At 42.6% G+C, this 14,054-nt stretch carries 10 protein-coding genes; 9 read left to right on the forward strand and 1 reads right to left on the reverse strand.

The annotated features are described in order from the left end of the window. Positions 1 to 48 precede the first annotated feature (48 nt). The 8 genes from BMZ41_RS10435 (at position 49) to recD2 (ending at position 12,108) form a co-directional block, all read left to right on the forward strand. Positions 49 to 1,515, forward strand: coding sequence for a methyl-accepting chemotaxis protein (locus tag BMZ41_RS10435; RefSeq protein ID WP_090167985.1), 1,467 nt, complete (start codon positions 49 to 51; stop codon positions 1,513 to 1,515). A 137-nt stretch (positions 1,516 to 1,652) separates the two neighbouring features. Beyond that, the gene (gene uvrB / locus BMZ41_RS10440; RefSeq protein WP_090529420.1) at positions 1,653 to 3,632 is read left to right on the forward strand and encodes an excinuclease ABC subunit UvrB; all 1,980 of its coding nucleotides are present in this window, start codon (positions 1,653 to 1,655) and stop codon (positions 3,630 to 3,632) included. Position 3,633: 1 nt separating this feature from the next. Then, on the forward strand, positions 3,634 to 6,462 hold the full coding sequence (gene uvrA / locus BMZ41_RS10445) for an excinuclease ABC subunit UvrA (protein ID WP_090529423.1): 2,829 nt from the start codon (positions 3,634 to 3,636) through the stop codon (positions 6,460 to 6,462). Positions 6,463 to 6,554: 92 nt separating this feature from the next. Further along, positions 6,555 to 7,538 (forward strand): rod shape-determining protein, encoded by a 984-nt coding sequence (locus BMZ41_RS10450; protein ID WP_090167979.1) that lies wholly within the window; start codon positions 6,555 to 6,557, stop codon positions 7,536 to 7,538. Between the two features lie 125 nt (positions 7,539 to 7,663). Continuing rightward, positions 7,664 to 8,467, forward strand: coding sequence for a flagellar hook-basal body protein (locus BMZ41_RS10455; RefSeq protein ID WP_090529426.1), 804 nt, complete (start codon positions 7,664 to 7,666; stop codon positions 8,465 to 8,467). A gap of 11 nt (positions 8,468 to 8,478) precedes the next feature. Further along, positions 8,479 to 9,297 carry a flagellar hook-basal body protein gene (locus BMZ41_RS10460; RefSeq protein ID WP_090529428.1) on the forward strand — a complete coding sequence of 273 codons (819 nt, stop codon included), beginning with the start codon at positions 8,479 to 8,481 and terminating at the stop codon, positions 9,295 to 9,297. 49 nt (positions 9,298 to 9,346) lie between these two features. After that, the gene (locus BMZ41_RS10465) at positions 9,347 to 9,802 is read left to right on the forward strand and encodes a hypothetical protein (protein WP_090529431.1); all 456 of its coding nucleotides are present in this window, start codon (positions 9,347 to 9,349) and stop codon (positions 9,800 to 9,802) included. Positions 9,803 to 9,867: 65 nt separating this feature from the next. Continuing rightward, the gene (recD2, locus tag BMZ41_RS10470) at positions 9,868 to 12,108 is read left to right on the forward strand and encodes an SF1B family DNA helicase RecD2 (RefSeq protein ID WP_242942049.1); all 2,241 of its coding nucleotides are present in this window, start codon (positions 9,868 to 9,870) and stop codon (positions 12,106 to 12,108) included. On the opposite strand, the gene BMZ41_RS10475 is transcribed toward recD2, so the two are convergent. Further along, complete coding sequence (locus BMZ41_RS10475; protein WP_090529433.1) at positions 12,092 to 13,282, reverse strand: HD-GYP domain-containing protein; 1,191 nt, start codon at positions 13,280 to 13,282, stop codon at positions 12,092 to 12,094. The genes recD2 and BMZ41_RS10475 overlap by 17 nt on opposite strands. A 230-nt stretch (positions 13,283 to 13,512) precedes the next feature. Here BMZ41_RS10475 and BMZ41_RS10480 point away from each other — a divergent pair. Next, positions 13,513 to 14,054, forward strand: a 542-nt coding sequence (locus tag BMZ41_RS10480; protein WP_143071327.1) for an S-adenosylmethionine synthetase N-terminal domain-containing protein, incomplete at its 3' end; no start/stop codon positions are given.

The raw sequence follows: 14,054 nt of genomic DNA on the forward strand, positions 1-14,054 counted from the left end.
TTCTATATTCTTTAAGCGGGAGCATATTGTTTGGTGATAGGAGGCAATATGAGTTTAAAGGATAAACACGTATACGAAAGAAATAAACTTGCATTTAAGTTTGGAACCATAATAATGGTGTTTGAAATTTTATCGACTATCGTCTACCAGGCAAGTCGAGTAGGCTTTTTGACCACCAATGTTATGTTAGTTATTCAGGCTTTAATTGCAGGTTTTTTTATTTATAGTTATCTTCGTTACAGCAAAAGAAACCGCGGAAAATATCTGATGATGGCATCTCTTATAGGCAGCTACTTTGTAGTAATGCTGGGAAGTGTTCACATCACCTATATTTGGGCTTTTGGACCAGCTCTTCTGATTGAGGTTTTGTTGTTCGCGGATAATACATTGACGTTGGCCACAGCAGCATTGGTAGTAGCAATTAACGCCGGATATCTTCCTCTTTTCTACAAGTATTCAGTAGAAGTTGAAGATAGAAGGCATGCAGTTTCGACGGATTTAGTATTTTCGATTTTGATTAGTTTGATGGCAATTTTCTATGTACGCCTTAACAGTAAGCATAATGGGGAGTCCTTGGAAGAGATTGAAGAAGGTGCAAGACAGCAGGAAGAAAACGCCAGAGTCATGAAGGAAATAGGCGAACAGATTGCAGCAAAGCTTGAGGATGCTAATGACGCCATGGAGGGCTTAGCTACAAAGGTTCAGTCTTCTGCAGAAAGTGCACAGCAGATTTCTGAATCAGTTACAATGACCGCTGAGGCCGTACAGACTCAGACAGAAATGAATGCAAACATTACGGAGTCACTTGAAAACATTGCTCATCAGTCACGGGCTATGAGACGTAATGCTGATGAGGTTACAGAGAACATCACTGATGGTAATTCTCTTGTACAGGAGCTTAGAAAGAAGTCGGAGGAAGCATCTGCAATTAATGCTGAGACAGCTACAATGACAGCAGATTTGCAGCAGTCAGCGGATACAGTTAAAGATATTGTTAGTACCATTCTTGATATCAGTGGACAGACAAACCTGTTAGCTCTTAATGCATCTATTGAGGCAGCCCGTGCCGGTGAGGCTGGTAAGGGATTCGCGGTTGTTGCTGATGAAATTAGAGCTCTTTCAGAACACACAAAGGAATCTGCTGAGGAAATTGCAAATACGATTGATGAACTTATCAAGAAGGTAAATATTGCATCTGATAATATGCAGCGTTCCGTTGATTCAGCAAATCAGCAGGGTGAGATGATTGTGGAAACAGGAGACAAGTTCAAGGAGATTCTTGAGAAGGTTTCTGATTTAACAAGACGTGCAACAGTTATTTCTGAGGATGTTGATTCCTGTGTAGATGCAAACACAAAGGTTATGGATGCTATCAGTAATCTTTCAGCTACATCAGAAGAGGTTGCAGCATCAGCTGAATCCAGCATCACAATTAGTGAGGACTGCGAGGCTGATATGAAGAGCACAGAAGATATCCTTCATGCAATCCTTGAGATTAGTAGAGCAAGCAATTGATAATAGAAAAATAACATGGTCTGTGGCATTTGCTGCAGACCTATTTTCATTGTGCACAAGCAAACAAATGTTTGAATTTTATAAAGTCTGTGATATAATGATTCATGTACCGTTGGACTTATAGTTTAGGTGAAAATATGGATTTTAAATTACATTCACAGTTTAAGCCTACAGGCGATCAGCCTCAGGCTATAGAAGATTTAGTCCGTGGTTTCAAAGAGGGAAATCAGATGCAGACACTTCTCGGTGTTACTGGTTCTGGAAAGACCTTCACCATGGCTAATGTTATAGAGCAGCTGAATAAACCCACACTTATTATTGCTCACAACAAGACACTTGCGGGTCAGCTTTATTCCGAATTCAAGGAATTTTTCCCAGAGAATGCAGTTGAATATTTTGTATCCTACTACGATTACTATCAGCCGGAGGCCTATGTGCCTAGTACTGATACCTACATCGCAAAGGATTCCTCTATCAATGATGAGATAGATAAGCTTCGTCTTTCTGCTACAGCATCACTGTCTGAAAGAAGAGATGTAATTATCGTATCTTCTGTTTCATGTATCTATGGCATTGGTGAGCCAGATGATTTTCAGAACATGATGGTGTCCCTTCGTCCAGGAGATTTTAAGGACAGGGATGATGTCATTCACGAGCTGATTAATATTCAGTACATGAGAAACGATATGGATTTTGCCCGTGGTACATTCCGTGTCCGTGGAGATACATTGGAAGTCATTCCAGCCAACACCAGCGATTACGGTATCCGTATCGAGTTCTTTGGTGACGAGATAGACCGTATATGCGAAACAGAAATCATGACAGGTCAGGTGAAACGTGAGCTGGAGCATGTGGCTATCTTCCCAGCCAGTCATTATGTTATTCCGCAGGATAAGATTAACTCAGCCTGCGCCAGCATCGAGGCGGAGCTGGATGAGAGAATTAAATATTTTAAGTCAGAAGATAAATTAATAGAGGCTCAGCGAATTGGTGAGCGTACTAATTTTGATATAGAGATGCTTCGTGAGACAGGCTTCTGTTCCGGTATCGAAAACTACAGCCGTCACATGACTAATCAACAGCCAGGAGAGCCGCCAAAGTGTCTTATTGATTACTTCGGTGATGATTTCCTTATCATCGTGGACGAGAGCCACATCACCCTGCCACAGGTGCGTGGTATGTTTGCAGGCGACCAGGCTCGAAAGCGTACACTTGTTGAGTATGGTTTCAGACTTCCATCGGCACTTGATAACAGACCACTTAATTTTGGTGAGTTTGAATCAAAGATAGATCAGATTATGTTCGTAAGTGCCACACCAGGTGACTACGAAGAGGAGCACGAGATGCTTCGTACAGAGCAGGTTATCCGTCCTACAGGCTTGCTGGATCCAGAGGTGGAGGTTCGTCCTGTAGAAGGTCAGATTGACGACCTGTTCAACGAAATTAAGAAGGAAACAGCAAAGAAAAATAAGGTTATGATTACCACCCTTACCAAGCGCATGGCAGAAGATCTTACAGATTATCTGGCAGAGCTTGGAGTCAGGGTTAAATACATGCATTCCGACATCGACACCATGGAGCGTGCGGAAATCATCCGTGACCTGCGCCTGGATGTATTTGATGTACTTGTTGGAATCAATCTTCTTCGAGAAGGTCTGGATATTCCAGAGATTACACTGGTAGCTATTTTGGATGCGGATAAGGAGGGATTCCTTCGTAGTGAGCGCTCGCTTATCCAGACTATTGGACGTGCTGCTCGTAACTCTGAGGGTCACGTTATCATGTATGCTGACACCATGACAGAATCCATGGAGAAGGCTATCTCAGAGACAGAACGCCGCCGCGAGATTCAGAAGGCTTACAACGAGGCCAATGGAATCACTCCTACTACCATTCAGAAATCTGTCCGAGAGCTTATCTCCATTTCCAAGGACATTGCAAAGAAGGAAATGCAGTTTAAGAAGGACCCAGAAGAGATGGATAAGCAGGAGCTTGAAAAGCTTATTGTAGATATTCAGAAGAAGATGCAGAAGGCTGCCGCAGAGCTCAACTTCGAAGCAGCGGCTGAGTACCGTGACAAGATGGTAGAGTTAAAGAATATGTTATTGGAGTTATAAAATGAAAGAACGAAAATACATCAAAATAAAAGGGGCCAACGAGCACAACCTGAAAAACATCAGCATAGACATTCCACGTGATGAATTTGTTGTTCTCACCGGCCTTTCCGGCTCAGGAAAATCATCCCTGGCCTTTGATACAATCTTTGCCGAGGGACAGCGTCGCTACATGGAATCCTTATCCAGCTACGCCCGCCAGTTCTTAGGCCAGATGGAAAAGCCAAATGTAGAGCACATGGAAGGAATGCCACCTGCTATCTCTATTGACCAGAAGAGCACTAATCACAATCCACGTTCTACGGTTGGAACAGTTACTGAGATTTATGACTACATGCGCCTTCTCTATGCCCGCTGCGGTGTGCCACACTGTCCAAATTGTGGAAAGCCTATCAGCAAGCAGACAGTAGACCAAATGGTGGATGTTATTATGGCACTTCCAGAGCGCACCAAGATACAGCTTCTTGCACCTGTTGTAAGAGGCCGTAAGGGTACCCATGAAAAGCTTTTTGAGAAGGCGAAGAAGTCTGGTTATGTTCGTGTAAACGTTGATGGAAATGTCTACGATTTATCTGAGGAAATCTTATTAGATAAGAATATTAAGCATAACATTGAGATAGTTGTTGACCGTCTTGTTATCAAGGAAGGTATCGAGAAGAGACTTACAGATTCTATCGAGGCAGTGCTTAAGCTGGCTGAGGGTCTGATGATTGTAGATGTTATCGATGGAGAACCTATCAGATTTTCTGAAGGGTTCTCGTGTCCAGATTGTGGAATCAGTATCGATGAGGTGGAGCCACGAAGCTTCTCCTTCAACAATCCATTTGGTGCCTGCCCAGAGTGCTTCGGTCTTGGCTATAAGATGGAGTTTGATGAGGACCTTATGATTCCTGATAAAAGTCTTTCTTTCAACGGTGGCTGTGTGCAGGTAATGGGCTGGCAGTCATCTAGTAAGAAGGGTAGCTTTGCCCATGCGTTATTGGAGGCATTGGCAAGCGAGTACGATTTCTCTTTGGATACACCTTACAAGGAGTTACCAGAGAAGATTCGTCACATGTTCATCCATGGATTTGATAAGTCCGTTGACGTTCACTATGAGGGACAGCGTGGTCGAGGCGTTTATCCTACAGTGTTTGAGGGATTAATTGAAAATGTTAATCGTCGTTACAAGGAGACCTTCTCGGAGTCTGCCAAGAGAGAGTACGAGGAGTTTATGTTCTACAGCGAGTGCCCTTGCTGTCATGGACAGCGTCTAAAGAAGGAATCACTGGCTGTTACTATCGACGACAAAAATATTTTTGAAATGACTCAGTATCCTATCCATGAGCTTTATGATTTGATTGAGAATCTTCAGCTTACAGAGCAGCAGAAAAAGATAGGTGCTGTTGTACTTAAAGAGATTAGAAACAGACTTAAATTCATGGTGGATGTAGGCTTGGATTATCTTACCCTTGCAAGAGCTACAGCATCTCTTTCAGGTGGAGAGGCTCAGCGAATCCGTCTTGCTACCCAGATTGGTTCAGGACTTGTTGGCGTTGCCTACATTTTGGATGAACCATCCATTGGTCTTCACCAAAAGGATAATGACAAGTTATTAGCATCTCTAAAGGGGCTTAGAGACCTTGGAAATACGCTGATTGTCGTAGAACATGATTCGGATACCATGAAGGCTGCAGATTATCTTGTGGATATCGGACCTCGCGCAGGCAAGGATGGTGGAGAAGTGGTTGCCGCTGGTACGCCTGAGGAAATAATGGCTAACCCTAATTCCATCACAGGTCAGTATCTCAGTGGAAAGCTTTGCATCCCGGTCCCATCAGAACGCAGGGAGCCAAAGGGTTGGCTAACTATTAAGGGGGCCAGAGAGCACAATCTTAAGAATATTGATGTTGATATTCCACTTGGAATAATGACAGTTGTTACAGGCGTATCAGGTTCTGGAAAGAGCTCACTTATCAACGAGATTCTTTACAAGGATTTGGCTAAGCGCCTTAACAGAGCAAGAAAGATTTCTGGAAAGCATGATGATATCATCGGCACAGAAGCGCTTGATAAAGTAATTGACATCGACCAGTCACCAATCGGACGTACACCTCGTTCAAATCCTGCCACTTACACTGGTGTATTTGATCTGATTCGTGACTTGTTTGCTGGTACTACTGAGGCAAAGGAGCGTGGCTACAGCAAGGGCCGATTCTCTTTCAATGTAAAGGGTGGTCGCTGCGAGGCCTGCTCAGGTGATGGTATCATCAAAATAGAGATGCACTTCCTTCCTGATGTGTATGTTCCTTGTGAGGTATGCGGTGGAAAGCGTTATAACCGCGAGACTCTTGAGGTACATTACAAGGGCAAGACAATATATGATGTGCTTAATATGACAGTTGAGGAGGCTTGTGAGTTCTTCAAAAATGTACCAAGTATCTATAACAAGATTCAATGCCTCTATGATGTAGGGCTTGGATATATCAAGCTTGGTCAGCCATCTACCACACTTTCAGGTGGTGAGGCTCAGCGAATCAAGCTTGCTACAGAGCTTTCACGTCGCGCTACTGGAAAGACAATCTATATCTTGGATGAGCCTACTACAGGTTTACATTTTGATGATGTAAACAAGCTTGTGGAAATCATGAGAAAGCTTTCTGATTCAGGAAACACTGTTGTAGTCATTGAGCACAACCTTGATGTTATCAAATGTGCAGATTACATTATTGACATGGGACCTGACGGAGGAGACCGAGGCGGTACAGTAATTGCCAAGGGCACTCCTGAGGAGATTGTGAAGGTTAAAAAGAGCTATACCGGACAGTATTTGAAAGAATACTTGAATCCTTAAAGATTTCGTATATAATAGAAAAGTAAAAATGCGTCATTCTGTCCAAATGGACAGTAATATACAATATACAGAAATTAGAAAGGAATAAGAAAATGGCAGGTTCAGATATCGGTATTGATTTAGGTACAGCGAGTGTTCTTGTTTATGCAAAGGGCAAAGGCGTTGTTTTAAAAGAGCCTTCAGTAGTGGCTTTTGATAGAGATACTAACAAGATTAAGGAAATTGGTGAGGAGGCACGTCTTATGATCGGACGTACTCCTGGTAATATTGTGGCAGTTCGTCCACTTCGTCAGGGTGTTATCTCTGACTACACAGTTACTGAGAAGATGATTAAGTACTTCGTACAGAAGGCTATGGGCAAGAAGAGCTATCGTAAGCCTCGTATCGCAGTTTGCGTACCTTCTGGTGCTACAGAAGTAGAGAAGCGTGCCGTTGAGGATGCAGCTTTTGCAGCAGGTGCACGTGAGGTGTCTATCATTGAGGAGCCTATCGCAGCAGCTATCGGTGCTGGTATCGATATTTCTCTTCCAATGGGTAACATGATTGTAGATATCGGTGGTGGTACAGCAGATATCGCTGTTATCTCACTTGGTAGCTCAGTTGTCAGCACATCTATCAAGGTTGCTGGTGATGATTTCGATGAGGCTATCGTTCGTTACATGAGAAAGAAGCACAATCTTCTTATCGGTGAGCGTACAGCCGAGGATATTAAGATTAAGATTGGTCGTTGCTTCCCACTTGGTGAGGCAGAGACTATGGATGTTAGAGGAAGAAACCTTGTTTCAGGTCTTCCAAAGACTATTACAGTTTCGTCAGAGGAGACAGAGGAAGCTCTTAAGGAAGCTACAATGCAGATTGTTGAGGCTATTCACTCTGTTCTCGAAAGAACTCCACCAGAGCTTGCAGCTGACGTTGCCGACAGAGGTATCGTTCTTACAGGTGGTGGTGCACTTCTTCGTGGTCTCGAGGAGCTTATCGAGGATCGCACAGGTATCAACACAATGACAGCTGACGAGGCTATGACATGCGTAGCTATCGGTACAGGCCGTTATGTAGAGCTTCTTGCAGATTCATAAAACATAGAATATTTAGATAACCCCTTTTGTTAAAAAATATAACAAAAGGGGTTATTTTTATTTTAAAGTATCCGATAACCTAGATGTAGAATAGTGTAAAGCTTGCAAAAATGTAGGAGGCTTACATGGTAAAAGGACTCTATACAGGCTATACCGGAATGGTTAACGAGCAGAGAAGAATGGACGTTATGACCAACAATCTTGCGAACTCTGCTACCACTGGATACAAGAAGGAAGCTTTGGTTGCACAAGCTTTTGATGAAAGACTTGCAATCAAAATTAAGGATACTTCTCATTTACACAATGCTCCTGAGGGAATCGGTTATATTTCATTAGGAACAAAGGTTGGTGAGACTTATACAAATTGGGACCAGGGAGCTTTTCAGATTACTGATAAGGATTCTGACGTAGCACTGGCAGGCAAAGGCTTCTTCGCTATTGAGTTCACAAACAAGGCAGGGGAAACCTCCATCAAGTACACGAGAGATGGTGCTTTTGTAGTTGATGTGGATGGTTATCTGAGAACTGTGGATGGTGATTTTGTTCTAACACAGGATGGAGCATTAAATTCACAGCGTGGCGAGGACAATTACGTGCAGATTGATCCGAATCTTAAATACGAGATATCTCCAGATGGAACCATCAGACAGAACGGAGAGGATGTTACCACTATAGGTATTGTAGATATTGAAGACTACGATTACATCAATAAATACGGCGAGAATCTATACGATTTAATCGATGGAGGTACCGTAATTGAAGCAGAGGCAACAGTGCAACAGGGAATGCTTGAAGCCTCAAATGTAAACGTAATTGATGAAATGGTAAGCATGATTACAATCGCAAGAGCCTATGAGGCTGGTCAGAAGATGATTCAGACTGAGGATTCAACGTTAGAGAAGACATGTAATCAGGTTGGCAATGTATAGGAGGTAGCTAGATGGTAAGATCATTGTGGTCAGGCGCTTCTGGAATGAAGGGTCAGCAGATTCAAGTAGATACAATAGCTAACAACTTAGCTAACGTTAATACCACAGCCTATAAGGCTCAGTCAGCACAGTTCAAGACTTTGCTTTATCAGACACTTGAAGCTACAAGTACAAATGCACAGGGTGAATCAAAGCCTACAAGTGCACAGGTTGGTTTGGGTACAAGAGTGGCATCTTTGAATGCTAACTTTACGCAAGGTGCTCAGATGGCCAATGATAGTAAAACTGCAATGTGTATCATCGGTGAAGGCTTCTTCGCAGTGCAGGATGGTGAGGAAAGACACTATACCAGAAATGGTAACTTCACATGGGCGATAGGGCCTGGTGGAAATAAGGTACTTACCACAGCTGAAGGATATCAAGTACTGGATCAGGCAGGTCAGGTGATTACACTTCCTGCAACAGCAGGTGAGCTTGGATTTGCAGTAAATATTGATGATGGTTCTACATCATATAAGGATGCAGCAGGAAATATTATTCAAACCGGACAGTCTATAGCGCTATACCAATTTACCAACAGAGTAGGACTAAATAAAATAGGCGAGAATCTCTATGATGAAAGTGATGCATCTGGAGAACCTATCAGCGAATGGAACACTGCGGGAGTTACCCGTAGCCAAATTGCACAGTGCTATTTGGAAGGCTCCAATGTAAATGTAGCTGATGAAATGGTAAATCTTATCATTGCACAGCGTGCATACGAAATGAACTCAAAGGCTATCACCACTTCAGATACAATGCTGGAGCAGGCTAATAACCTTAAGAGATAAAAGTAATTAAAAAGGGATAGTAGTTGTTGTCACGAAAGGGGACAAAAAAATGGATGTAACAGGAATGAGCACGTATTTACAAACACAATACGCGAATCAAACAAAGGCAAATGCCGAGGCAACTGCCAAATCTGTCAATGGTATTTCGAAGGATTCCAGTAAGGAAGAAATCACCAACGCAGTTAAGGATTTCGAGACTTACATGATGGAGCAGGTCATCAAACAGGTAAAGAAATCCTTTGTAAATGAGGAAGAGGATGAAGATACTACAATGTCACAGTACAAGGATCTCTACCTCGATCAGGCTATAACACATATTGCTTCACAGCTGGTAGACCAGATAGGTGGTTCTGTAACAGACGATTTTGTAGAGCAAATTATGAGAAACTACGGTATCACAGGAACTTCAAGCCAGGCTGCAGAACAGACAGGACTTGATAATGCGGCGGTATCCGATAATATCGCTCAGCAGAACGGAACAACCGTTACAGGTGTACAGGCATAAAGAAAAATATAATGTGGGTTTCTCAGCTATGGGAAGCCCACTATTTTTATGCTATGATATATCCCATGGAAGAAATAACAGGTTACGTAGAAAACATAATATATAGAAATGCCGACAATGGCTACACAGTGCTGGATTTTGTGGTGGATGAGTTCCTTATCACTTGTACAGGAGTATTTCCTACAGTAGGTGAGGGAGAGAATCTTCTCCTGAGAGGAGATTACGTAGATCATCCTACCTATGGAAAGCAGTTCAAGGCTGTAAGTTATGAGGCGGTGGCTCCTACAGATGCTGCTTCTATGGAAAGATATCTTGGCTCTGGTGCAATCAGGGGAATCGGTCCGAAGCTTGCAGCCAGAATTATCAAGATGTTTGGTGGAGATACCTTCCGAATTATTGAAGAAGAGCCGGAGCGTTTAGCTGAGGTAAAGGGAATTTCCATCAACAAAGCTATGGAGATTTCAGACCAGATTGTAGGCGCCAAGGATATCAGAAATGCCATGATTTTCCTTGATAGATATGGATTACATGGTAACAAGGCTATCAAGATTTACAACCGCTTTGGAAATGATATTTACAACATAATCCAGAGCAATCCATATAAGCTTGCAGACGAGGTTTCAGGTATCGGTTTCAAAACTGCCGATGAGATAGCAAGCCAGGTAGGAATCAAGGTTGACTCTGAGTTTAGAATTAAGGGCGGTATCATGTATGTCCTTACCCAGGGGGCCAGCTTTGGTCACACATATTTGCCAGAGGATACTCTTGTAGATATGTCGGTGGATTTGCTTAAGGTAGATGCTGAGTCCGTAGCTGCGCAGATTATGAATCTGGCTATGGATAAAAAGCTGATTATCAAGCGAGATCCAGAGGGTAACCGTCAAATATATTCCAGAGCATTCTATCGTATGGAGGAATCCATTGCCGGAATGCTGAAGGATCTTAATGTGACCTACAAGGTGGACAGGGAAGATTTAGAGAAGGTCATCCGTCGAATTGAAAAAGAAGGAGAATTCCAGCTGGATGATTTGCAGAAGGAAGCAGTACTTGCAGCAGTTGAAAGAGGATTTTTCGTTCTTACTGGTGGCCCTGGTACAGGAAAGACCACTACCATCACCACCATGATTCATATATTCGAGGAAGAGGGGTACAACATCTTCCTTGGGGCCCCAACTGGACGTGCAGCGAAGCGAATGAGCGAAGCTACAGGCTACGAGGCTCGTACTATCCACAGAATGCTGGAGGTTTCTGGGCGTGTGGGTGATGATGACGATGACGTAACAAGCTTCGCAAAATTTGAGCGCAATGAGGACAATCCTTTGGAGTGCGATGTTATCATTATCGATGAGATGTCTATGGTAGATGTATCTCTTATGTTTTCCCTTCTTAAGGCGATATCACCAGGAACACGTCTTATTCTTGTTGGCGATGAGCATCAGCTTCCTAGTGTCGGACCGGGCAATGTTCTAAAGGATATTTTGGCTTCAGGACAATTCTGCTCGGTTACACTTGAGAAGATTTTCCGTCAGGCACAGGAAAGTGATATCGTCATGAATGCCCACAAGATTCATCAGGGCGAGCATGTAGTTTTGGATAATAAATCCAAGGATTTCTTTTTCTTAAAAAGGGATGAGGCGGATACAATTATCAATGTAATGCTTACTCTTGTAAGGGATAAGATGCCTAAATATGTTGATGCTGGAATTAGTGAGATTCAGGTCCTTACTCCTACCAGAAAGGGTCTTATTGGAGTGGAGCGACTGAACACTATTTTGCAGCGCTTCCTTAATCCGGAATCTCCTGACAAGAAGGAGTGGAAGGGTGATACCCGTCTTTTCCGTGAGGGCGATAAGGTTATGCAGATTAAGAATAACTATCAGCTTGAATGGGAAGTGACTGGAAATTACAACATCACTTTGGAAAAAGGCGTAGGAGTTTTCAATGGTGATGTGGGAATAATTAAAGATATCAATGACTGGGCAAAGACAGTGACAGTAGAGTTTGAAGAGGGCAGAAAGGTGGTTTATCCATTTGCCAATCTAGATGAACTTGAGCTTGCCTATGCTATTACCATTCATAAGTCACAGGGCTCAGAGTACCCCGCCGTGGTTATGCCTATTATGGATGGTCCAAGGATGCTTATGAATCGAAATATCCTTTACACAGCAATCACCAGAGCAAAAAAATGCGTCACCATGGTAGGTGACGCAGAGGTTTTCTATTCTATGATAGATAATGTTTCTCAGGCCAAGCGCTATTCAGGTCTCAAGGATAGAATAGAGGAAGCCTTTAGAGAATTGATTTAATAAAAATATTGCTATAGGCGCTGTCGGCGAGATTAATAATTTCGCCACTATCAAGCTGCACTACAGGTCGTGAAAGGCTAGATTTATTAATGTAGACTACACGGCCTGTTTTTGCGTCATTCAGCATGACGCGACTGTTATTATAGGTGTTTGCAATATGTTCCAGGAAGGTAAGAATATATTTAGTTTTAAATTTGTGTAAGCCTTCCCTTTCGAATTCACTAATTACTTGGAAGGAGCATAGTGGGTCACGGTGCGCTCTTGCTGAAGTCATGGCATCATACACATCAGCGATGGCCACGATGCAGGCAAAATCATCTATTTCATCTTCTTCCAGACCTCTTGGATATCCGCTGCCGTCACATCTTTCATGATGTTGGAGAGCGGCATATAAAATTCTAGGATCAAAGCCCTTGCCATTAAGAACCTTTTTACCAAGGGTGGTATGGGTTTTCATGGTGGCAAATTCTTCGTCGGTAAGTTTATCTGGCTTATTAAGTATTTCTTTAGGAATTTGGGTTTTGCCTATGTCATGAAGCAGTCCTGCAAGCGTCAGTAAATTAACGTCTTCCAGTGGCAGCTTCAACCATTTTCCAATAACGCGGGAAATGAGGCCCACATTTAAAGAGTGGGAATAAACAGGGTCTTCCAAATTACGCATATTACCAAGCATATTTAAAAGCTCAATGGTTGTCTTTGATTTAAAAAGTGATTCGCAGTTTTTAAGCATTTCATCCGTGGAACAGGTAGCTCCGGCTAAGATGTCATCGAAATTCTTCTGAAGGAATGCTAAATTGATTGCATAATCCGATTGAAATTTTTGGAAAGTAGGCGATGCCTTTAATCTTTGAGTGTAAGGAATCTGTGTATAAGATTGTTTTACAGTCTCTTTAGGATGAGCAAGGTCTACTTCTTTTTTCTTTTCTTTTTGTGCAGGTTTTGTTTTTTTAGGTTCAGGGGTTTCTTCCTGAACTGGCTCAGGAACTTCTTCTACGGGCGCCTCTTCCTCGATATCTTCCACAGTGGCAGACTCTATCTTATAGAAAGTAAGCTTTGCAATCATCTGAGGCGTAAGTTTTTCCCCGGCCTTCACAATGGTCTGCCCTCTTTTGGTGACCACTGGTTCTGAAACGATCATATTAGGTTCAAGTTTGTCTACTGTTAATGTTGTCATCTTTAGACCTCACCTATTGTATATACAATTTAATTATAATAATTGAAAAATCTAAAGACAATATAGTTCACAGTAGTTACAAATTTTGGTGATTGTGAATTGTCCGTGAATAAAGACAAAACAAGGCATCTAGCTATTGTTTATATGTAAAATTGGGAGTATACTTAGCGTACCTAAGTATGCGCTTAGGTGTATTTCATTTTTAATTTTATATAGAAAGAGAGTCGAAAATGGAAAAGTTACTTTTTACTTCAGAGTCAGTAACAGAAGGCCATCCAGATAAGGTATGTGATGCCATATCTGATGCCATCCTCGATGCTTGCTTAGCTGAAGATCCTATGAGTAGAGTAGCTTGTGAGTCTTGTTCATGTACAGGTTTCGTACTTGTTACAGGTGAGATCACTACAAAGGCTACCCTCGATGTTCCAGCTATTGTTCGCAAGACTCTTCTTGAAATCGGTTATGACGATGGAAAGAAAGGCATTGATGGAAACTCTTGCGCTGTTATGGTCGCTCTTGATCAACAATCCGCAGACATTGCAATGGGTGTTGACAAGGCTCTTGAGGCAAAGGAAGGCTCACTTACAGACGACCTGGATACAGGCGCCGGTGACCAGGGTATGATGTTCGGTTACGCTACAAACGAAACAGAAGAGCTCATGCCTTATCCTATTTCTCTTGCTCATAGACTTGCTCTACAGCTTGCAAATGTCCGCAAAGACGGTACTTTAAAGTACCTCCGACCAGATGGAAAGACACAGGTATCTGTAGA

This window comes from Pseudobutyrivibrio sp. UC1225 (genome assembly GCF_900115215.1).
Taxonomy (GTDB): Bacteria; Bacillota; Clostridia; order Lachnospirales; family Lachnospiraceae; genus Pseudobutyrivibrio.